The following is a 21,578-nucleotide window of genomic DNA, read 5'->3' as shown; positions in this document are numbered from 1 at the left end:
GCCCTGGTCCGCGCTTCTGTTAGCTGCTTTTGTTTCGCCATACGGATCCATCCCTGAGTGACGATCCCAACGTCAAGGAAAGAGCGAATGCCCAAATCGAACACCAATGCGGTCAAAGCGACCCGAAACGCTGCCGTGCCAGTGGTTGCCGAGGAGAAGCAACCCTTAGAGGTATTTGATGATCGTGGCAGAACCATTCCGTGGATGGCAAGAACGGTGCACAGGCTCTACGACGCCCAGGCCCAGAAGATTCTCGACCGGGAGAACATCGCCATTGCGTACTGGTACTACCTTCGGGTGCTGGCGGAACGTGGCGAGATCAACCAGCTTGAGTTGAGCAAGCGCGTGGGTATTGCGTCGACCACGGCAGTGCCTGCTCTCGACAACCTCGAAAAGCGTGGCCTCGTGCAAAGAACCCGCGATCCAAACGACAGACGAAAGTATTTCGTCACGCTGCAGGGTGAAGGCAAACGTCTCGTGGATGAGCTTTTGCCTGAGTTGACGGAGATGATCTCTGCATCACTCGACGGCATCACTCAACGGGATATGCGCGTTTTCTGGAAGGTCATGCATCAGATCGAAGCCAACCTGACCCAGATGTCCCAGGATGACACGATGGTGGATTGAATAACCCTTAAGCGGTGTGCCATTCCTTCATGTGTGGGTCCGCAAATGTGCGGAGACTCTCCAATGCCATGGCCACTGCGACGCGATTTACGTTTTCGGCGTGCCAGTAGACAGAGACGGATCCGAAGCCCTCGAGTCGAATGGGCAAAATACGCAGCGCGTTCAATTGTTCGAATCGAAGGGCGGCCCGATGCGACGCGACGCCCACCAGTTCCGTGTTGTTCAGCAGCGTCAGATTGAGAATCGACGAGTTGGATTCGACGCAATGGCCTGGCGGCGCGCGTCCTTCCGCCGCCAGCGCCGCCTCCAGTGCAGTTCGCACAGGCGTGCCTTGCGGCCAGACGATCCACGAATAGGCGAGCACGTCGTCCCAGGTGAGCGTTGCATTTCCAGCGAGCGGGTGCTGCGGCCCTGCGACGAAGTTGATCGGCTCCGTGTAGAGCGTTTTCGTCTGCAACTGCGGATCGTCGTACTGCTGACCGGATCGTCCAACGACGATATCCAGTTCGCCGCGCGCAAGCTGCGGCATCAGCTGGTTCATCGTGCTCTCCACGATCCGCACCTGCGCGCGGGGCATCCGCTCCAGAAGCCGGGCCACCGCGAGAGGCACGGTATCGGCCGCTGATACACCCGACGTTCCAATGCTCACGAGACCGCTGCCGCCTTCACGCATGGCCTGCATATCGTCGCGCGCGACATCGAGATGGGCTTCGATGCGGCGCGCGTGTTCGATCAGCGCCTCGCCATACGACGTAGGCCGCAAGCCGCGTGCGTGTCGCTCGAATAGCGGCAGGCCGACATCCTCCTCCAGCTCCTTGAGCCACTTCGATAACGCCGGTTGCGTGGTGTTGAGCACCGCCGCCGATTGACTCAAATTGCCTGTGCTCGCGAGGCTCAGCAGCACCTGCAGATGCCTCAGACGAAGGCGGTAAGTCCAGTCCATCGCCCAATCCTCCATGTCGATCGGAGTTAGCGCAGAGCGCCTGCTCTGGTCACATGCAACTTGTTGCCCACATTCCCGCTACGGCTGCCGGGATATATCCAAAAACGTATGGATTAGATGTTTTCGCAATTTTACGGGATATGACTGTGTCGCATATAAATCATGCATAGGGTCTACGAGCGCGACGCGTGATCAGCCGACGTACCCCACACGTGACAACGACAGGAGACGCGAATGACCAGCAACAATCCGGGCGCATCACGCGCAGCCTGCTACGAGCAGATCGCGCGGCAGCGTATGGCGCCGCTGTGGGAATCGCTGCACAACCTCGTACCCAAAGCGCCGCAACCGAAAGCCCAGCCCGCCATCTGGAAATATGCGCAGGTGCGCGATCTGGTGATGCTGGCCGGTTCCGTGATCAGCGCCGAAGAGGCCGTCCGTCGTGTGCTGATACTCGAAAACCCAGGCTTGCCTGGTAAGTCGAGCATGACACCGAATCTGTACGCCGGACTGCAGCTGATCCTGCCTGGCGAGATCGCGCCGAGTCACCGGCATACGCAGTCGGCGCTGCGTTTCATCGTCGAAGGCAAGGGCGCGTGGACGGCCGTGAATGGCGAGCGCACGATCATGCATCCGGGCGACTTCATCATCACGCCGTCGTGGACGTGGCACGACCACGGGAATCCGTCGGTGGAAGACGGCGGCGAGCCCGTCGTGTGGCTCGACGGCCTCGATATTCCCCTCGTTGCCCAGATGGACGCCGGGTTTGCCGAAAACTACCCCGAGGCGACGCAGCCGCTTGCGCGCCCCGAGGGCGACAGCTTCGCGCGCTTCGGTCACAACATGGTGCCCGTGCGGCATCGCGTGTCCGATCCCACCTCGCCGATTTTCAGCTATCCGTATGAGCGCAGCCGCGAAGCGCTCGACGCGCTGTATCGGAACGGCGAACTCGACGAGTGGGACGGCGTGAAGCTGCGGTATGTGAACCCGACGACGGGCGGCTGGCCGATGCCGACCATCGCGACGTTCATGCAATACCTGCCCACAGGCTTCAAGGGCCGCCCGTACCGCAGCACCGATGCGACCGTCTACTGCGTCGTCGAAGGCAAGGGCGCCGTGAAGATCGGCAATGACGAATTCACGTTCGAACCGCACGACGTGTTCGTCGCGCCGTCGTGGGCGCCCGTGCAACTGTCGGCGTCGGCGGAAAGTGTGCTGTTCAGCTATTCGGATCGCCCCGTGCTCGCCGCGCTGAATCTGCTGCGCGAAGAACGCGGCTGACCAACCTGCTTTTTCAGCCGCGCATGCTGCACCTGCGTGTGTGCTCTCCTTTATCTATTGAGTCGAAATCATCATGACTTTTGTTTTCCCGCCCGAAGCACCCGTTGCCGTTCCCGTCGCCGGTAGCGACGCTCAATTCGCGGTGCGCCGCGTCTATTGCGTGGGCCGTAACTACGCGGCGCACGCGCGCGAAATGGGTTTCGATCCCGATCGTGAGCCGCCGTTCTTCTTCTGCAAGCCGGCCGATGCCGTGGTGCCTGTCGCGTATGGCGAGACGCTCGAACTGGTCTATCCGTCGCAGACGCAGAACTATCACTATGAAGCGGAACTCGTCGCGGTGATTGGCAAGGGCGGTTCGGATATTCCGGTTGAACAGGCGTTGGATTATGTCTGGGGCTACGCGGTCGGTCTCGACATGACGCGCCGCGACCTGCAGATGAAGATGCGCGAGATGGGCCGCCCGTGGGAAATCGGCAAGGCATTCGACCGTTCCGCGCCGATGGGCCCGATTCATCCGGTCAGCGCGGTAGGTCACTTCGAAAGCGGCGGTTTGTGGCTCACCGTCAATGGCGAGACGAAGCAGAAGAGCGATGTGTCGCATTTGATCTGGTCGGTCGCCGAAACCGTTTCAGATCTGTCGAAGTACTTCCGCCTCGAACCGGGTGATGTCATTTTCACAGGTACTCCCGAAGGCGTTGGCGCAGTGAAGACGGGCGACACGATGAGGGTCGGCGTCGAGCGTCTGGGGGAAGTGACGGTACGCGTGGCCTCACCTACGTAATTTGCATTGGACGGAGGTCTACTCGTGCAACTCCATAGCTTCTTCAACAGCTCGACGTCGTACCGCGTGCGAATTGCGCTCGCGCTCAAAGGTCTCGCATACGACACGTTGCCCGTCAATATCCGTGTCGGCGAGCATCGCGCAGCGGATTACGTGGCGAACGTGAATCCATCCGCATCGGTGCCCGCGCTGATCGACGGCGATTTCAAGCTCGGCCAGTCACTCGCGATCATCGACTATCTCGACCAGACCCATCCCGAGCCGCGCCTGATTCCGCTCGAACCAGCAGTGCGGGCGCGCGTACTCGAACTTTCGACGCTGATTGCCTGCGACATCCATCCCGTCAACAACGTGCGCGTGCTGCGCTATCTGGAAACGGAACTGAAGGTGACGCCGCAGCAAAAAACCGCGTGGTATCGACACTGGATCGCTCAAGGGATGGCGGCCGTCGAGCGCCTGCTCGAACGCAGCAACGAAGGCCCGTGGTGCTTCGGTGCGAAACCGACGCTCGCTGACGTGTCCCTTGTGCCGCAGATCGCCAACGCGCTGCGCATGGACTGCGATTTGGGCGCCTGTCCGCGCAGCCTCGCTGTGTATGAACACGCTTCGAAACATCCGGCATTCGCTGCAGCAGAGCCGCAGCGCCAGCCCGATTACGTTGCTTGATTGCATGGGACGGGAGCGCTTTTGCGTGGGACCGGAGTCAGTCCTGAAGCACTAACTCCGGATCGACATAAGCGTTAAAGCGCTCACTCCCGTCGACAAAGGAGACAGTCATGAGTGAGACAAACAAGGCGCGCCGCATGCTCGTAATCGGCGGCGGTATTGGTGGACTGGCTGCTGCGCTGGCGCTCGCACGGCAGGGCATTCGCGTGCAGCTGCTCGAGCAGGCTCCCGAGATCCCATCCGCTGCCGCACCAGATGCTCGACCGGCCGACTTCATGGAAGCGCTGGGCCACGGCGGACCGCGATCCCGTGGAACGCTGGAGCGAGGGGCGCGCCACCGTGCTCGGCGACGCGGCGCACCCAATGACTCAGTACCTCGCGCAGGGTGCCTGTCAGGCGCTTGAAGACGCAGTCACGCTCGGCGCGGCCGTTGCCGCGACTGAAGGCGATTTCGAAGCGGCGTTCAAGCTGTACGAGTCGGTGCGCATTCCGCGCACGGCGCGCGTGCTCTACTCGGCGCGTGAAATGGGCCGCATCTATCATGCGAAGGGCGTCGAGCGTCTGGTGCGCAATTCGCTTTGGGTCGGCCGCACGCAGGAGCAGTTCTACGACGCGTTGGCGTGGTTGCATGGCTGGCGCGCCGAAGACTGTCTGAATGGCGCCGCCCAGGGATAACGGCACGGGTCGCCTTTGGTTGGTTATCCCAACTTGACGAGATTGAGCACCGGCAGCGGACCGCCCGGGGTTTGAACCAGCCGGCCCCCGGCCTCGAGCAAACCCAGGTCGATGCCGAAGAAGCCGGGCTGCTCGATCAGTGCGCCCACTTTTTCTTTTGCATGTGCGTCGTCTCCCACGAAGAACTGGAGATAATCGAGTGAGAACGTGACGCCTTTCTCGCATAGCCCGGCTGTGCATCCAGGTCCCATGTGCGTCATTCGCACGCTGGCGTCCATGTATGAATTGGGGTCCTCCACCCCTTCCATGATTGCCTGAATGCTGTGCGCTGATGCCCCTTTCAGGAAATCGCTTATCGATGCAACGCTGGTGGCGCGATTCGAATACTGCGGCCTGTCATGCGATTGTCCTTCGTGCCATTGGGGCCGAGCTTTACGGGAAAGCCCGGCTGGGTGTGGAGAACACAGTTACGCCGCTGGTGTAGCCACGAGCAACCTGATTGCGCGGCTGTGCCCGTCTTACCCGAGATGGAGCAAGCTCGAGCAGGACGGGCAGGTACACATGCTCTTTTGCGCGCTCGCGTCCAGGGGGAAATAACAGCCCCGGGACGCGAACCTTACCCGGATTACGGGAAGGGGATGTTGCAACGCTGCGAGCGCGCTTGCGCGCGGCTGTAGGCGCTGGCGTACATGTGTCTGTACGCTACCGTGGCATCGGTTAGAAGAAGTGCATGATGCCGAAGTAGCCGCCTTGCTGGTTATGGCCCGGCAGAGGCTGGGAATCGGCCGTCTCAACAGGGAAAGCTGAGCTTTTGCCATTGAACATCGCTCCGAGGGTCAGGTAGAGGAATGTCCGTTTTGACAGGTTGTAGGTGGTGGCGATGGCACCGAGATTTCCCTGTCCGCCGCCATGATTGACGTTTCCGTGATACCAGCCGGCCTGCAAGGCGAGGGCAGGGGTAGCCTGATACGAGGCGCCTACCCAGACCTGCTGGCTGCGTGTGGCGGCGAAAGGATTAAACGAAGTGGCGACCGTGTCCTGTCCGGATGAGACCAGTTGCTGATAGCCGGTGTAGAACTTGAGTCCGCCTAACTGGTATGTGGCACCCGCCATATATTCTCGTGACGCCGTATACAGGTCTGAAAAATGCCCGTTGGCGTCATGGATTTCTTCATAAACTCCGTACGCGGCGAAGTTGGTCAGTGTGTACTGTGCGCTCACACTGAACTGGCGATTGCCACGGAAGTTGCCGGCCTGGTTGCCGAATCCGTCCTGGACCCGGAAGGAGAAGCCGGCCCAGGTAGGTGAATTGTAAGTGACGACATTTGATCGCGGACCCCACGCTCGCCCGAATGCGAAGTTGCCAACACCTATCCCCACCTGTTCCCCCAGTGGGTCAATGTACCAACCGGTTTCGTCGGTCAGACTCATCGCCTGTCCGAACCAGATACTTCCGTATTTATCGTCGGCCAAACCGACATACGCATCGCGCGTGAAGATCGTGTTAGGTGGAATCTGACCATTTCCGGAAGTAAAGAGGCTTTCGAGTTTGAAGACTGCATGCACGCCTCCTCCGAGGTCTTCATCGCCTTTAAGGCCAAACCAGCTGTATCCGTACTGGTTGCTGCCGAACCTGAAATTATTCTTCGACTGGCCGGTCGGCGTCGCGACGTTCGTGACGAAATCGAGCCCCGATGCGACGCGCCCATACAGGGTCACAGTGCTCTGCGCATAGGTGTTGCAGACGCCACACGCCATCAACGCAGTACATAAAGTGATCTTTCTCATTTCGTTATCCTTAGCATAAAAAAGAATCTCCAGGAATTTCCTTGTGACCTCTTTCGGGTCTATGCAATCAGCTTGCCAGGTCAGGCTTGCCGTTTTGACGCAACGTCGAACCGGCAGGACGAGTGGGCTTGAAGACCTGCACCACTCAACGATCTTCTACTGGTTGCTTTTGCGAAAAATTCTCGCGGCCGCTGGCAGATGGCGCACGGTGGTTGCGAGCAGGATTGCGCCCGCCTGCACGAGCAGTTGAACTGCGGGGCCTGAGCCGAGTGCCAGCACAAGCTGACCGAGCTGCGCCATGAAGAGCGCCGCTACAGCACTGGCGACAACACTGCCTTTGCCGCCGGTAAAGGGTGTGCCGCCAACCACTACTGCTGCGATGGCGGGGAGCAGGTAGTCATTTCCCGACGTTTGCGACGCGCTACCAATGAATCCGGCGAGAAGCATGCCGGCTGCAGAGAAGCACACCGCCGACGCCACATAAGCGCCAATCCTGTACTGCAGGACCCTTACCCCAGCGGCTTCTGCCGCGCGCGGATTGACACCCACAGCGACAAAACGACGGCCGATCGCGGTTTTTCGGGTGATGAACCACGCCGTCACCACGAAAGCACAGGCGAACAGTACATTAGCGGGCAAGCCAATAAACTGGGCGTGTGAGATGGTCTGCATGATGACCGGGACGTTGACCGGAACATTGCCGGTCAACGAACGGACGCCGCCAACAAGAAGCGCGTTGACTGCCAACGTCGCAACCAGGGGTGTAATCGCAAACCTCGAGACCAATGTTCCATTAACGATTCCGACAATCGCACCCACGCACACCGTGAAGACCACTGCAAGGCCGACGGATTCGAGACCAAATCCGGTGCGGGCCATCACCACGCCCGCAAGCGAGACCATCCCGATTGCTGACATGTCGAGGCCCCGCTGCTGGATGACCAGAGTCTGGCCCGTCGCGACAATGGCCAGGATGCCCGCAAACGGAAGCATGGCCAGGATGGAACCACGGGTCACGGTCCCCGGTGCGACCACCGAACTGACGGAGAAGAGAAGAATCAGTCCAATCCAGATCCACCAGTAATCACCGAACACTGGAATCCGACCGGACTTCGACTTCGAAGAGGATGACCGCAGAAGGTCCGATACCCTATTTGCCTGATTGCTTACGACGTGTCTCATTTCGCCACCGCCATTTCTCTGCTCTTGGAATAGAGGGCGACAGACGCGAGGATCATCCCGCCCAACAGATACGATTGCCACGAATCTCCAATGTCCAGGAATGAGGTGACCACATTGACCTGGATGATGAGGAGGGCGCCAAGGAGGGAGCCGACAAAGGACCCGCGTCCGCCGAACAGACTGGCCCCGCCGATGACGACGGCGGCAATGCTCGCGAGTGTGTAGTTGATGCCCGCGCCCGGGTCGCCTGAACCGACCTGTGCCATCATCGGCACGGCGGCAACGCCGGCAAGGAGCGAGCAACCCACGTACGCAGTAAGTAACGTCAGATGTGGACGCACACCCGCCATACGGGCTGCTTCGATCCGCGAGCCCACGCCGCGAAACGTGAGACCAAGCCGGGTCTTGAAGAGAGCGAACTCGAGCGCGATCGCGAGAACGACAGCGAAGATTGCGATAATCGGCACAAAGCCGGCCTGCGTACCGATTACCTCGACCACCGAATCTGCGATCAATCCGCCTGGAACGGGGCGTAACAGGAGGGACGCCGCCTGCAAAGCCATGTAGGTGGCTAGCGTTGCGACCATTGGATGTAGTCGGAAGGGGTCGACCAGTATCCAGTTCACTAACCCGACTGCAACTGCGACCAGAAAGACAATCGCCCATCCCGACAACTGGTGTCCCAATGAGGCTCCGTCGTTCAGGAAAAACGACTGCATGACGACCATCAGCCCCATCAGTGGTCCAACAGATAGATCGATACCTCCAACGAGCATGAGCGCTTGCTGCCCGTATGCGACGATGGCCAATGTCGCCACGAGCGCTAGCACCCCACTCAGGTTGCGCGCGGACAGATAGGTTTCGTTGACGTGCGTTGCATAGATGCCGAGTGCACAGACTGCCAGTGCGAGCATGACGAGGGGCGCCCAGTCTCCCGATGCCCACTTCCAGAATCCAGGGATGCTTGCCGAACCTCTCTCGCGCTCCGTGGTCGCAGTCAGCACCGCGGACGTGATGTTGTTTTCGTTGACCGCAGCGTCGCGCAGTTCCTTGACGATATGCCCGCGAGAGAAGATCAACACACGATCACACAGGCCGGCCACCTCGAGCGCATCTGACGAGACCACGATAACGGCGGTGCCGGCTGCAGCAGCCTGGCGGAGCACTTTGTAAATCTCCATCCGCGCGCCAATGTCCACACCCTGCGTTGGCTCGTCGACGAGCAGAACCTCGGGATTGCTTGCTAGAACACTGGCCAGCACCAGCTTCTGTTGATTGCCTCCCGACAAAGAGCGAATTGGCGTCTCAACAGACGGTGTTTTGACCGCGAAACCTGCTACTGCCAGTTTTGTGCGTCTCGCTTCGCTTTTCTGGCTGATCCAGCCACGAATGGAATCGAACGGAAGACTGCGGAGTGAGAAATTCTCACGTACGGATAATTCACCGAAGATGGCATCCCGATGGCGGTCACCAGGGAGGTAGCGGATGCCCGAGGTGGCGGCAGCCTGAGACGTCTGAATTCTCGCTGGCTTTCCGTTGACGGTGACGCCGCCGCGGCTTCGGGCAAGACCCGCGAGGGCGCGGATGAACTCCCGCTGTCCGTTGCCGTCTATACCTGCCAGGCCCACGATTTCCCCTTTCCTTATCTGCACCGATACGTCAGTGAAGCCAGTTCCGCGAAGCGATATAACATCGAGGACCACCCCGGCACGGTCGTTTGCGACTTTCGCGGGGAACTCGCGGTCAAGCGTTCCGCCGACGATGAGTTCGACGATCTGTTGTTCGCTGAGCCTGGCAGCGTCATACGTGCCTTGTCCTTGCCCGTCGCGCAGAACGGTAAGGCGGTTGGCAATCTTCTGCACTTCGCGAATGCGGTGTGAGATATAGACGACCGAGCAACCCGAGGCCGCCACTTTGCGGATATGCGCAAATAGACGGTCGACGTCTTCCGCCAGTAGATGCTCGGTGGGCTCGTCGAGGACGAGAACTTTCGGGTTGGCAGCGAGAGCCTTCACGATCTCGACGATAAAGCGCTGTTCTGGATTCAGGCTCAAAACCCGCTCGTTTGCGTCAATCGCGACGTCGCCACTCCACTGTCGCAGGAGCTGTTGTGCCCATCGTGCTGTGTTCATCAGAGAAGGGCGTTGTTCGGCCGGCACGCCGAGATAGAGATTCTCTGCAACAGTCAGATCTGGCATGAGAGCCGGTTCCTGTCGCACGATCGCCAGGCCGAGCCGTCGCGCCGCGTCGGTGTCGCCTTTGGTTTCTACGCCGTTGATAACGACGCGCCCTTTTTCGGGGACAAGTGCGCCGGACGCAACCGCCATGAGCGTGGACTTACCTGCGCCGTTCTCGCCGACGAGTGCATGTACTTCGCCCGCGAGCACCGAGAACGTGACGTTATCAAGTGCCCGTACACCGGGGAAGACTTTTGTGACACCGTCGATCTGAAGCAGAGTGTTCTGGTCGTTCATAATTCGTCTCGAGCGTTACTGCTCAAACACTGCCTTGAGCTTTTCAGGGGGGAGGGCGGAGGACAGGTCGGCATCAGGCGGCGCGCCAGGGTCGCACTTGGGATCAAGGCCCTTGGCGCTGTCGGCGTATGCGAAAGGAAGTATTGAGGGCGATTCGTTGTCAGTCGTACCCTGGTAGCTGGCGACTCCATGCCGCACTGCGAAGCGCACGTAAGTTGTCGTGCCGTCGAGCGTGTAGTAAGGAAATGCTGCGCCCGACTTCCTGGCCGACAGGTAGTGACAGTTCAGCTCGTTATCGCTTGCGATGGTTACGATGGCGGGGACCGGGAGGTGTGCCTGCTCGAATGCTTTCGCCGCTGCGAGCGCGGTCACTCCATAGTCTGTAACGATCGCGTCTATGTGCGGGTACTGCGCGATAAGGCCCGCGGTGGCTTTCTGCGCATCCACCGGATTCCAGTTCGTAACGACAAATTGCTCGTTTAACAGCTTCAGGTTCGGATATTTCTTGAGGCCGCCCTTCAGACCGTCCATGAAGTTCTGGGATCCGGCGGCGCCAGGCGATCCGCCCATGAACACGACGTTGCCTTTCTTGAGGGTTGTTCCGAGCCAGTCGGCCCAAAGCACACCAATCTGCTTGGTGTCCCCGACGACGTTGACGACATAGTCGCGTCCGTCCACCCCGGATATCTGTGCCGAGTACGGTACGACCGATACACCCGCTTTCATGGCCGCACGCATGGCCGGGAGTTGCACGGCGCCAAAATCCGGAAGCATGATCAGCACATTGACGCCTTGCGCGACCATGCTGTTAATGTCGGAATTCGCCTTTTGCGGATCGCCGTTGGCGTTGCTGTAGATGATCCGCTTGACGTTCTTGCAGCGGCTGAGCTCGTCCTTGACTTCGGCCAGACCCGTCTTGCGCCAGGTGTTGCCACCGTATCCATCGGACACGCCGACGATCATCGGCTTCGACCCGCAAAGGGGCGTTATATCGCCTTGGCGGTTCGTTAGTGAATCGCCTGCCGCGTGTGCGGCAGTACCAATCAGGCCTGCCGAGATGAGCAGTGCAATGCTGCGGAGCGGAAGCGGAACAAATAGCCCGAGCGGACGGTATCCTCGGTCCTGCTTGCCTGTGTGGTCTGTACAGACCTCCTGCCCGGCAGGTGACTCGCCTCCCGCAATGAACTGGTTCTGCATTTTTGGCGCCGCAGCTTGCCAAACTCGAAACTTATCGAACATGACGATCCTCAAGGTAGGTAATGACCCGGATTCGAAAATGAGTTGAGGCACATCTCGAACCCAACAGCACTCTTTTGAACACCAGCCTCGCTATTGGATAAAGCTCGCACGAGAACAGACGATGACGAGTTGTGCCATCGCGCAAACCGGAACAGGTCGCGCACATCCCGGCATAAATCCGAGGCGTGAAGTTAGCAATCCTATGTTATGTATTCAATGAAATCTTCGTTCAGATCTTGTGTTGGACATGCCAGAAAACGCGTGTCCCGTGCCCAATGTCCGTCGAACGTATAAGTTGATATGGAATCGTGCTATGCAAGATCGATTTATATCGAATAATGTGTTTCGGGATGAACAAAGTCAAGAACCCTAGGGAATGTCCCTAGCGGAGGGTATTGAGGTGGTTCGGTCTGCGCTGAGGAAAACCAGGCAGCCGTTTCCGCATGCGAAAGGAGGCAACGTGTCGCGTCCGGACTGTTGTCCGCCACGCAACGGTGAATCGGTGGAGTGGGTACTTACCCCAGGAGTTCCTTTCTCTTAGACTATTTTCAGCCGTGGCAGAAAAGTTGCTTCGTCACGCCACTCACACAATCCTTGAGGTACATGATCATGAAGTCGTTCACTAAGGCGGTCCTTATCGCGGCCCTAATCGCGGCGGCACCCGTTGCGTCGTTCGCGCAGTCCAATCAGTCGCTCAGCCGTGCACAGGTACGTGACGAACTCGCTCGGATCGAGAGCGCTGGCTATAACCCGCGCGACGGGATTCACTACCCGGAAAACATCCAGGCTGCTGAATCAAAAGTCGCAGCACAGAATGCCGCAGCACAAGGTGACGTGTCGGGCTACGGTGGTGCAACCGGCGGGACCTCTCATTCAGGTCACTCGCAGGGCCTGTAACGCTTAGCTATATCGTGAACTGCGGCAGCCAGGCCGCAGTTTACTGTGCTTCGCCGCGCGCTGATCGAGGCCAGCGCGTCACGCAAGCCAGCGCCAGTCATCTAGTCTACGATCGTGCCGTCATTAGACTTCTCCGTGAGGTTTTGCGCGATCTGATGCATAACCTTCCAGAAGATGCACTTCTCCTCGGGTGCCACCCCATCAAAGGAGCCGGAAATCATGTGCACGATCTCCGGCATCAGTTCATCAACCAGACGTCTGCCGTCGTCAGTGAGGCTGACGTAGTACTTGCGCCGGTCCTTCGGATCGCGAGTTCTCGTTAATAAGCCGCGCTTTTCCATGCTGTCCAAAGCAGGCACAGCAGTGGTCGAGGCGATCCCCACGCGTTTGCTCAGTTCCAGTTGATTCAGTTCACCGCGTTGGGCCAGCACCCGCAGGTAGTACCAATGCGCGATGGAGACTTTCTCCCTGTCGAGGATCTTCTGCGCTTCGACGTTGTACAACCGATGCAAAGTTCGGGTCATCCACGGAACGGTTCTGCCGCGATCGTCGAAGATCTCCCGCGGTTCCTTTTCCGCTGGGTCGCAAGGCGACTCGATCGTATCCAGGGCGATATCGATTGCGGTGGGGTAGCGCTTAACCATTCGCTTATTCCTCGACGGGTAAATGTGAACCGGCTACGCGCCGGATCGCCCGGAAAAATCAGTCATAGCGTCTTTCCAGGGGGATTCCCTGGTGCTCTTGACTTTATTAATTCCGAAACGCATCATTCGATATAAATCGATCGTGCACGGAATCATCTTAGCACAAATGATTCGATTGGGAGAGCGGTAGGCTTTCGTGAGTCTATGGCTTTGTTGTTTGATGAGGCACCAGCCCCGTCGGAACGTTCGATGCCTGTCTGATTGCCGTTGGTTCAGAAAAATTCGAACCCTTACTTCACTACTTACGTCGAGGATCATCATCATGGAAAAACTTCCACTTTGGGAAGCCGCCAAGCGCGAAATGGAGGAGTACCAGTTCCTCGCTGGACCTGAATTGCAGCCCAAATGGGACGTTCCAGAAAAAATCGCAATCAACGCGGCTGTGTCTGGACGCTTTGAAACGAGCACGTCATTTGAGGAATACGTGGATGCAGCGTCAAGCGTGATCGAGGCCGGTGCATGTGGCGTTCACATCGACTTTTCATGGATGACCGACGCACAGGGTCGGCGCCTTGACCGGGACATTCCTCCGGTCGAAGCCTATTCTGCCGTTCTCGAGCCGCTCAGGGCGCGCTTTGGCAACGACTTTGTTCCGAACCTGAATGTGCTCCACGGAACGACCTTCGACATGTGCATGAGTCCAGCGCGCGCCGGATTGACTGAGGTAGCGCCATGTGCTCCGGGTCACCCGGAGGCCTTCATGGTGCCGGCAATTGAGGCGCTCGAGGCCGCCGGCGTCAAGCCGGAGCTGGCAATCCATAGCTCCGGAGAAATTGAACTTGCGAAGCGCAAGCTCATTGATACAGGCATTCTCAAGAAACCGTACAACTGGCTGATTCTGTACGGGCTGCCATTCAACGTTGGCCGCACTCTGGTTTCGGGCACCTGGGTCAGCAATGCTCAGGACATGACCCATCACATGTTCCTGATGGTCGACCAGATTCGCCAGATTGATCCAACCTCAGTAATCAGTGTCTGTGCGGCGGGACGCGCAAGTCTGTACATGACGACGCTTGCCACGATGATGGGCTTGCACATCCGGATCGGGACGGAAGATACACCCTGGAAGTACCCTAACAGCGACGAGCGTCTCAAGGACAACCTCGAAATGTTCAGCATGGCGCGTGACATCGCAGGCCTTCTCGGACGCACTCCGGCAACTGCGAATGAGTACCGGGCGCTCGTTGGAAAGCCAACGCGCTAGTAACGTGTAGCTGCTGTGGCGCTGTGAGAGCGGCGCCATTCATAAAGAGCGGTTGTTCGACGTTGACGATGAAATGCAATGCCAGGAATCCTGACAATACGGTTGGCGGTCGGATTCTGTGGCTGGTGCAAGTCTGAATAATTATTCTTCAGGCCCTGGCGTGCTCGACGCGTGCCTGGACGCTCCATGGGCCAAGCCGACTGTGAGCGTTCTATAACCGAGGAGAGTGACAAATGAGTGATCAGACAAATGGCGGAGAGCCTCCTGTGCAACTGTGGACCCGGGATGGGTTTATGGGCGCAATTTCTGTCGTTACCCGGTCGACATACGCGCCAGATTACCTTTCTGTGGAGGGTCCGCATGCACCGCGACGGGCGGTGCTTGACAAGTTGATACCAGACGATCGGGACAATGCGGATGCTCTTCCGACCACCGTGGCGACGTCCAGGCTGGGTGTCAAGTTGCTTGTGTCCGGCCGGCGCAAGCCGATGCCGTATGTGATTCGAAATGTCGAGGCGGACGAAATCCATTTCATCCAGTCCGGCAATGTCAAATTCGAAACGGACGTCGGCTGTATCACGGCTGACGAAGGCGACTTTGTTTGCATTCCGCGCGCGATAGCGTATCGATACGCACCGACGGGCGATGCCATGCGCAGCATCATCGTCGAGAGCCCATCGGCATTGAAACTTTCACCTCCGGCGCCTACAGGAATGGTCAACGTCGCGCGGGACGTGAAGTATGCCAGGGTTGCTCCCGACATCCCCGTGGGCGGTCCGACGAAACTGGTGCTGAACACCATTGACGGAGAGAACACGGTGTTCACGATGCCGCATGATCCGCTCTCGCTAGGCATGCAACTGTCGGAGTCAGTTCCGGTGTGGAAACTCAACCTGAACAAGATTCAGGTTCTCACCTACCTACCTGATGGCGGACCTCCGAGTCAGTTTTTGTCATCCTCCGCGGGTGATGTTCTGATGTTCAACCTCAGTTCACGCATCTCGAATCGACCACCGATTCATATCAATGCGGACTTCGATGAGGTGATCTGTTATGTGCGTGGTCCGGGTGTCTGGGGAGGGTGCTCGGAGCCAGGAACGTTGACCTGGGTGCCAAAAGGTGTGATTCACCATGGACCTTCCGAGAACGTTCCGGATACCTATCAGGCGTGGTTGCTCGAAACGCGTGCAACGCTTCGTTGGACGCCGGATGCGATTGCGGCATCACAGTTGATGGAAACGGGCGAATACGGACCGCATCCGAGCGAGCTTCACCGTTCGTAGCGCAAACACTAACCATCTTGAATGGGGCTGGAGCAAGTGCTCTGCAGGGGACGGGAGTAAGCGCTAAGGCGCGAACTCTGGTCGACAGCTAGAGCGCTAGATCCAGCCGACACAGGAGACATAAAGTGGATTCGAGGATTCAACAGTTTCTAGACGAGGCGGAAATCAAGCGCGTCCATATCCGCTACTGCCGTGGCATCGACCGGATGGACTGGGACCTTGTGCGGTCTTGCTATCACCCGGATGCAGTTGATCGTCACGGGGCCTATAACGGCGGCGTGGAAGGCTTCATTGAATGGGCTGCAGAACTGCTGCCGAAATTTGAGTGCACGCAGCACTTTACCGGCAATCAGTACGTGCAGGTAGATGGCGATGTGGCTTACGCGGAGCATTACGCGCAGGCATCGCACAGGACAAAACCCGTCGACGGCGAGATGGCGATGGACTGGGTTGTGAATGTCCGGTATGTGGACCGGATGGAACGACGAAACGGGGAGTGGCGCATTGCCGACCGGGTTGTCGTACTGGATTCCCAGCGTTCGGACCCGGTCCCCGCCGAGTCGGCGCCGTTGGAGAACTCGAACGTTGGGCGGCGCGGTAAGGATGATCCGTCGTACACGTATGGGCTTGTATAAGCGGTTCCTGGCGGTCTCTGATGGTCAGTATGGAAGTCACTCAATGGTTTCGAGGAAGCAATGGAAAATCGTTTTCGTGTGGGCATCGTCGGTTTGAGCGCTGAGCGGGGCTGGGCCACTACCGCCCATATTCCTGCCTTGCGCGGCTTGCCTGATGTGTTTGAGCTTGCCGGTGTGGCAAACACCAGTCTGGCGAGTGCGAGGGCCGCCGCCGCCGCTTTTGACATTCCACGCGCCTTCGAGAACGTGGCGGAGCTCGTTGCGTCTCCAGACATTGATGTCGTGGTCGTAACGGTAAAGGTTCCATACCATAAGGAAGTGGTCGCGGCAGCGCTTAAGTCCGGAAAAACGGTCTATTGTGAATGGCCGCTTGGAAATGGACTTGCCGAAGCCACTGAACTCGCTCGTCTCGCCAATGAAACGAAGGCGCTAGCCGTTATTGGAACTCAAGCGATTGCGTCACCTGAAGTGAAATTCATTCGCAAGCTCGTTGCCGAGGGGTACATAGGGGACGTATTGTCGTCGACTTACATCAGCGCTGGGGTCAGCTGGGGCGAACACATATCGCGCGGTGACGCTTATGCTATGGATTCAAGAAACGGCGCAACCCTGCTTTCAGTCATTGGTGGACATGCCATTGCGGCGGCGCAAAGTGTACTGGGGCCTATCCGCGAGATCGATGCCATATTGTCGCGCCGTCGGCAAACAGTGAGCATCGTAGAAACGGGAGAGAGCCTCCCGATGAAGACTCCCGATCATGTAATGATCAACGCAGTGCTTCAGTCTGGCGCGCCTCTGTCTTTGCAACTTCGCGGTGGCCTGCCGCGCGGAACCCGATTGCTTTGGGAGATCAATGGAACCGAAGGGGACCTGCGGATCACCGCAGCGGTTGAACAGGCTCCTGTGGTGAACATCTCGCCACTGCGCGTGGAAGCGGGCCGTCGAGGCGAGGACGGGTACATTGAGCTCGAGATACCTCAAACGTATTACTTCGGTCTTGAGGATGCGATAGCGGCTCGAAACGTGGCAGGGATATACCGGTTAATGGCTGACGATCTGCGTCTTGGAAGCCACACGGCTCCCAGTTTCAATGACGCGCTCGTACTTCACAAGGTTCTCGCCGCGATTGAAGAGTCTGATCAGACTGGTCGGCGGGTACGAGTCGACTGATCAACGCATGGGCCGCTTTTCTGGCGAGGGCTTCCCGGCGAAATCTGCGTTACGCGCCGCAGGTTGGCATGCTGCGCGGGCCTCGTGTGCCAGTTCTGATCGTCAATCAGCGTGGTAGACATGGCCAGTACGCCCCTTCCTGATTGGCAGCAGCCATCCTGGTAGGTGTTCTGCCTGGGACCAGGTGTCTGGCTGAACGCGTGGACGCCGGGCATGCCGCATGAGCGCATCGAGGCTGGTTCGCTGGAATGCACAAGTCCGGGCGGCCGCTCTAGTGCTGCCGGTTCAGACCTTCGAATCCTGTAACGAGTGCGTCGAGAAAGTGACGGACGGCTGGAACCATGCCTCGGCGTGTTGGGAAGAGCGCATGTACAAGCCCGGGCGTTGTAGCCAGACCCGGCAGCAGGTGCTGCAGGCGACCGGCCTGAATATCGGCCTCAACCAGCTCCCTGGGTAGCAATGTCGCGCCGACACCCGCTATCGCTGCAACCCGAAGGCTGGCGAGGTCATCGGTCGCAAGGCGCGGCTGATGCACCCATGATGTCACTTGCCCGTCAACGTCGACCAGGTTCCAGACGAATCGCTCGCTGCTGCTGGCCATGGAGAGGGTAGGCCATTCCTTCACGGATTCGATCGAGGCGGGCGCCGGATGGCGCGCCATCAATTCGGGACTTGCAACCAGAATGTGGATCGATTGGCCCAACTGGCGGACGGCAAGATCAGTGTTTTCCAACGGCGGAAGTCTGACCCGGATGGCAAAGTCCAGGCCTTCTTCGACGACATCCACGCGGCGGTTGGTTGCATCAAGCAGAACCTGTACATCGGGGTTGTCCTGAACGTATCGCGCGATGATCGTGGAGATGCCGCACTCCAGTAACGCCACGGGGCAGCTGATCCGGACAGTGCCCTGGGGCCTCGATTGCGTCCGGTCCACGACGTCTTTGGCTGCCTTTGCCTCCGCCACCAGCGCAAGGCAATGCTGGTGAAACTGCCGTCCGGTTTCCGTCAAAGACAGGCTGCGGCTGGTCCGGTTGAGCAGGCGGACGCCAAGTTCTTCTTCGAGGGCGCGAACGCGCCGGCTCAGTTTCGACGTCTGCAGGCCGAGGCTGCGAGCGGCCGCCGTATAGCTTCCATACTCGACCACCCCTGCGAAGAGCCGAAGATCGTTAAGGTCAGTGATTGCGTTCATGGGCAGACTTTCGCTCCTTCTGATCATTCTAATTACAGCAACGATGCATATCAATTGCAGATCTAGGCATGGGTTCGTTGCAAATATAGCATTCTACTCATCGCCTGCATCAACGTTTGGTTCGGTCGATTGCAGGTGACAGGCGTCGCATTTTGCGGTCGCGGGAAACGGAGGCGGGGATGCTCACACACAGGCGTTGGCAATCGTTGGACAAGGCGGAACTCGGCTGGCTGCGCGCGAAACATCATTTCGTCGTCAGCGCTGACGGCAATCCCGCGCACGCCGCGTTGGGTCCCCTGATTGTCTGGAACGATGACGAGATCGCTGTTGGCAGCGGTTTTCCCATGCACGGACACCGTGATATGGAAATCATCACCTATGTGCGCCAGGGCCTGCTCGGGCATCGAGACACGTTGAGGTCCGAAGGAACGATCCGCGCAGGCGATGTCCAGGTCATGAGCGCCGGCACGGGCATACGCCATGCCGAGTTCAACCGGGGCGAGGTGCCGCTCAAGCTTTATCAGATCTGGCTTCGACCTCGTGAAGCCGGCGGAGAACCCGCATGGGATACCAGGCCGTTTCCGAAAAGCGACCGGTCTGGACGCTTTGTTGTCCTTGCCAGCGGCTTCGCCGGCGATGAAGGTGCGCTTCCTGTTCGCGCCGACGCGCGTGTGCTTGGCGCGATGCTAACGGCTGGCGAAAGTGTTTCACACGAGTTGAATCCGGCACGTCGCGCCTATCTCGTCGTGGCCTCGGGACGCATCGAAGTAAATGGTGAGGTCGTTGGGCCGCTAGACGGCGTCGCGATCACACATGTCGCTATAGCGCGGATTACGGCGCTTGAAGATTCCGAGCTGGTGATGGTGGACGCCGGCTAATTCCCTATTTCGTATTCCACCTCCGCAAATTCATTTAAGGAGCTTGTCATGGAACGTTTCAAATTTCTGCCGCTATTCGGCCGCATTCTGATCGGTGCACCGTTTGTCATGAGCGGGCTGGGCAAACTGGCGGCGTACGGCGCGACGGTTGGCTATATCGCAGCCATGGGTCTACCCGTGCCACCACTCGCATTCATTGTTGCTGTGCTCACCGAACTGGGCGGCGGCCTGCTGCTACTGTCGGGCTACCGGGCCCGCGCCGTGTCACTGGCGATGGCAGTGTTCTGCGTGGTCACTGCGATTTTCTTTCACCACAACCTCGCAGATCAGAACCAGATGATTCACTTTCTCAAGAACGTGATGATGGCCGGTGGCCTCCTGCAGATCACCTGGTTCGGTGCCGGCGCGTTTAGCATGGACGCGCGCTCGCGGCGGGTAGCTCCGGGTGCTTCGGCTCTGAACGCGGGCTAGGAAAACGGACTCGTCGAGGTGATCGCTTGCCTTATCCGGTATGCGACCGCCTCGTCGCGAGGCTTCTCTGTTGTCGGAGTATTAGTGCGAGCCAACACCATGTCTTTCAAAACGATGCCTTCGCGAGTCTCGTCGCAAAGTGACGCAGAAGATGAAGCGCTGCGCGATGTGCAAACTACTGCACATCGCTCCGGTCCACTGCGGGGCCAGAAATCGATTGTCAAACGTACGACAGGCAGACAGCACGGTCCCGTAAAGCGGCTGGTCAGCCCGGGCGACTTGGGGGAATTCCTGAAACCCTTTGTATTTCTCGACTATTTCGATAGTTCGGTGGGTGCTGAAATGCGCTTTTCCATGCATCCCCATTCCGGCCTCGCCACGACGACCGTGTTGCTGGAAGGTGAAGTCGAATACGAAGACACCACTGGCACATCGGGGATCATGCCAGCCGGCAGCGTCGAGTGGATGAATTCGGGTATCGGCGTTTGGCATGATGGCCGTGCCACCGGCAACGGACCGGCGCGCGGGTACCAGTTGTGGGTCGCGTTGCCACCTGAACTCGAACTGGGCGCACCCCATAGCGAGTATTTAGCTGCGAGCGAAATCCCTCGCGTCGGTCCAGCCCGCGTTATCCTGGGTCGCTATGGAAATGTCGAAAGCCCGGTATCTGCACCCCCTGGTATCAACTATCTGCTCGTGCAGCTTTCGGCGGGAGAGCAGTGGCACTACACGCTGCCGGCCGGTCATAACGTCGTTTGGATATGTATTCAACGTGGCGCACTGCACATCGGTGACGAACACGTCTCCGACGAGCTTGTTGTGTTTGGCGAGATAGAAGACGTTTTGGCATTCACTGCCGACGAAGATTCGGAGTTCGTCCTCGGCTCCGCGGTCGAACATCCGCACGATCTCGTGCTTGGCTATTACTCTGTTCATACGTCTTCAGAAGCGTTGCGTGCGGGGGAAACCAGGATAAAGGAGATTGGGGCACAGCTGCGTCGCATCGGTCGTATCGGCTAGTCTCTAAAAAGCGGTTTCGGCGCGTTTTCCAATACACGTGCTCTATCGGGAACACCTCATGCTAAACGTTCAAGTTAGTAACGCGGTAATTCCGGCCATCGGTTTCGGCACTTGCGGAATGGGTGCCGCCGACGTCTATCGACTGATTCCTGCTGCCCTTCGTGCCGGCTTCCGTCATATAGACACTGCGCAGATCTACCGTAACGAGGGCGAAATCGGCGAGTGCGTCGCCGGGTCCGGGATTCCAAGAAGCGAAGTGTTCCTGACGACCAAGGTCTGGGTAAGCAACTACTCCGAAAGACATTTCGAAGCGTCTGTCAACGAGAGTCTTCGAAAACTCAAAACAGACTATATCGATCTGCTCTTGCTGCACTGGCCGGGATCGGACGTTTCGCTAGACGAACAGATCGCGGGACTTAACTCGGTCGTACGCGCCGGGAAAGTCCGGCACGTCGGCGTCAGCAATTTTAA

At 58.6% G+C, this 21,578-nt stretch carries 21 protein-coding genes and 2 pseudogenes; 15 read left to right on the top strand and 8 right to left on the bottom strand.

Annotation, left to right across the window (positions count from 1 at the left end):
* The first annotated feature begins 87 nt into the window (after positions 1 to 87).
* On the top strand, positions 88 to 627 hold the full coding sequence (locus P3T21_RS30655; protein ID WP_429259694.1) for a MarR family winged helix-turn-helix transcriptional regulator: 540 nt from the start codon (positions 88 to 90) through the stop codon (positions 625 to 627).
* A gap of 7 nt (positions 628 to 634) precedes the next feature.
* On the opposite strand, the gene P3T21_RS30650 is transcribed toward P3T21_RS30655, so the two are convergent.
* Positions 635 to 1,570, bottom strand: coding sequence for a LysR family transcriptional regulator (locus P3T21_RS30650; protein ID WP_429259693.1), 936 nt, complete (start codon positions 1,568 to 1,570; stop codon positions 635 to 637).
* A gap of 234 nt (positions 1,571 to 1,804) precedes the next feature.
* Here P3T21_RS30650 and gtdA point away from each other — a divergent pair, with 234 nt between their 5' ends.
* The 5 genes and pseudogenes from gtdA to P3T21_RS30625 all read left to right on the top strand — a co-directional run.
* Positions 1,805 to 2,851: a gentisate 1,2-dioxygenase gene (gene gtdA, locus P3T21_RS30645; protein ID WP_429259692.1), complete on the top strand. Its 1,047-nt coding sequence runs from the start codon at positions 1,805 to 1,807 to the stop codon at positions 2,849 to 2,851.
* A 73-nt stretch (positions 2,852 to 2,924) separates the two neighbouring features.
* Positions 2,925 to 3,632, top strand: a complete 708-nt coding sequence (locus tag P3T21_RS30640; protein ID WP_429259691.1) for a fumarylacetoacetate hydrolase family protein — start codon at positions 2,925 to 2,927, stop codon at positions 3,630 to 3,632.
* A gap of 24 nt (positions 3,633 to 3,656) precedes the next feature.
* Entirely contained in the window at positions 3,657 to 4,298 is a 642-nt protein-coding gene (maiA, locus tag P3T21_RS30635) for a maleylacetoacetate isomerase (RefSeq protein WP_429259690.1), read from the top strand.
* A 110-nt stretch (positions 4,299 to 4,408) separates the two neighbouring features.
* A pseudogene (locus P3T21_RS30630) lies at positions 4,409 to 4,495 on the top strand (hypothetical protein); the annotation flags it as partial.
* Positions 4,496 to 4,535: 40 nt separating this feature from the next.
* Positions 4,536 to 4,973, top strand: a pseudogene (locus tag P3T21_RS30625) (FAD-dependent monooxygenase); the annotation flags it as partial.
* Between the two features lie 23 nt (positions 4,974 to 4,996).
* Here the strand turns inward: P3T21_RS30625 and P3T21_RS30620 are convergent.
* The 5 genes from P3T21_RS30620 to P3T21_RS30600 form a co-directional block, all read right to left on the bottom strand.
* The gene (locus P3T21_RS30620) at positions 4,997 to 5,251 is read right to left on the bottom strand and encodes a hypothetical protein (RefSeq protein WP_429259689.1); all 255 of its coding nucleotides are present in this window, start codon (positions 5,249 to 5,251) and stop codon (positions 4,997 to 4,999) included.
* Between the two features lie 439 nt (positions 5,252 to 5,690).
* Positions 5,691 to 6,761, bottom strand: a complete 1,071-nt coding sequence (locus P3T21_RS30615; protein ID WP_429259688.1) for a porin — start codon at positions 6,759 to 6,761, stop codon at positions 5,691 to 5,693.
* Between the two features lie 156 nt (positions 6,762 to 6,917).
* Positions 6,918 to 7,856 carry an ABC transporter permease gene (locus P3T21_RS30610; RefSeq protein WP_429259687.1) on the bottom strand — a complete coding sequence of 313 codons (939 nt, stop codon included), beginning with the start codon at positions 7,854 to 7,856 and terminating at the stop codon, positions 6,918 to 6,920.
* An 83-nt stretch (positions 7,857 to 7,939) separates the two neighbouring features.
* On the bottom strand, positions 7,940 to 10,417 hold the full coding sequence (locus P3T21_RS30605; RefSeq protein ID WP_429259686.1) for an ATP-binding cassette domain-containing protein: 2,478 nt from the start codon (positions 10,415 to 10,417) through the stop codon (positions 7,940 to 7,942).
* Positions 10,418 to 10,432: 15 nt separating this feature from the next.
* Positions 10,433 to 11,656 (bottom strand): substrate-binding domain-containing protein, encoded by a 1,224-nt coding sequence (locus P3T21_RS30600; RefSeq protein WP_429259685.1) that lies wholly within the window; start codon positions 11,654 to 11,656, stop codon positions 10,433 to 10,435.
* A gap of 609 nt (positions 11,657 to 12,265) precedes the next feature.
* Here P3T21_RS30600 and P3T21_RS30595 point away from each other — a divergent pair.
* A complete protein-coding gene (locus tag P3T21_RS30595) occupies positions 12,266 to 12,553 on the top strand; it encodes a DUF4148 domain-containing protein (RefSeq protein ID WP_429259684.1) in 288 nt (95 codons plus the stop codon).
* A 101-nt stretch (positions 12,554 to 12,654) separates the two neighbouring features.
* Here P3T21_RS30595 and P3T21_RS30590 read toward each other — a convergent pair whose 3' ends face one another.
* Positions 12,655 to 13,197: a MarR family winged helix-turn-helix transcriptional regulator gene (locus tag P3T21_RS30590; RefSeq protein WP_429259683.1), complete on the bottom strand. Its 543-nt coding sequence runs from the start codon at positions 13,195 to 13,197 to the stop codon at positions 12,655 to 12,657.
* Positions 13,198 to 13,516: 319 nt separating this feature from the next.
* On the opposite strand from P3T21_RS30590, the gene P3T21_RS30585 reads away from it, so the two are divergent.
* The 4 genes from P3T21_RS30585 (at position 13,517) to P3T21_RS30570 (ending at position 17,549) form a co-directional block, all read left to right on the top strand.
* Complete coding sequence (locus tag P3T21_RS30585; protein ID WP_429259765.1) at positions 13,517 to 14,461, top strand: 3-keto-5-aminohexanoate cleavage protein; 945 nt, start codon at positions 13,517 to 13,519, stop codon at positions 14,459 to 14,461.
* A 233-nt stretch (positions 14,462 to 14,694) separates the two neighbouring features.
* On the top strand, positions 14,695 to 15,744 hold the full coding sequence (locus P3T21_RS30580) for a cupin domain-containing protein (RefSeq protein ID WP_429259682.1): 1,050 nt from the start codon (positions 14,695 to 14,697) through the stop codon (positions 15,742 to 15,744).
* A 125-nt stretch (positions 15,745 to 15,869) separates the two neighbouring features.
* Positions 15,870 to 16,379: a nuclear transport factor 2 family protein gene (locus P3T21_RS30575; RefSeq protein WP_429259681.1), complete on the top strand. Its 510-nt coding sequence runs from the start codon at positions 15,870 to 15,872 to the stop codon at positions 16,377 to 16,379.
* Between the two features lie 60 nt (positions 16,380 to 16,439).
* Positions 16,440 to 17,549, top strand: a complete 1,110-nt coding sequence (locus tag P3T21_RS30570) for a Gfo/Idh/MocA family protein (protein ID WP_429259680.1) — start codon at positions 16,440 to 16,442, stop codon at positions 17,547 to 17,549.
* Positions 17,550 to 17,820: 271 nt separating this feature from the next.
* On the opposite strand, the gene P3T21_RS30565 is transcribed toward P3T21_RS30570, so the two are convergent.
* Complete coding sequence (locus tag P3T21_RS30565) at positions 17,821 to 18,738, bottom strand: LysR substrate-binding domain-containing protein (RefSeq protein ID WP_429259679.1); 918 nt, start codon at positions 18,736 to 18,738, stop codon at positions 17,821 to 17,823.
* 179 nt (positions 18,739 to 18,917) lie between these two features.
* Here P3T21_RS30565 and P3T21_RS30560 point away from each other — a divergent pair, with 179 nt between their 5' ends.
* From P3T21_RS30560 to P3T21_RS30545, 4 genes are all read left to right on the top strand, one after another.
* Positions 18,918 to 19,616: a pirin family protein gene (locus tag P3T21_RS30560; protein ID WP_429259678.1), complete on the top strand. Its 699-nt coding sequence runs from the start codon at positions 18,918 to 18,920 to the stop codon at positions 19,614 to 19,616.
* Between the two features lie 48 nt (positions 19,617 to 19,664).
* Complete coding sequence (locus P3T21_RS30555; protein WP_429259677.1) at positions 19,665 to 20,087, top strand: DoxX family protein; 423 nt, start codon at positions 19,665 to 19,667, stop codon at positions 20,085 to 20,087.
* A 99-nt stretch (positions 20,088 to 20,186) separates the two neighbouring features.
* Positions 20,187 to 21,107 (top strand): pirin family protein, encoded by a 921-nt coding sequence (locus tag P3T21_RS30550; RefSeq protein ID WP_429259676.1) that lies wholly within the window; start codon positions 20,187 to 20,189, stop codon positions 21,105 to 21,107.
* Between the two features lie 58 nt (positions 21,108 to 21,165).
* The coding region (locus P3T21_RS30545) for an aldo/keto reductase (RefSeq protein ID WP_429259675.1) at positions 21,166 to 21,578 on the top strand (413 nt) is incomplete at its 3' end.

This window comes from Paraburkholderia sp. GAS334, assembly GCF_050436625.1.
Taxonomy (GTDB): domain Bacteria; phylum Pseudomonadota; class Gammaproteobacteria; order Burkholderiales; family Burkholderiaceae; genus Paraburkholderia.
The sequence above is the reverse complement of the archived record's forward strand: the minus strand, read 5'-3'. Positions and strand labels throughout refer to the sequence as shown.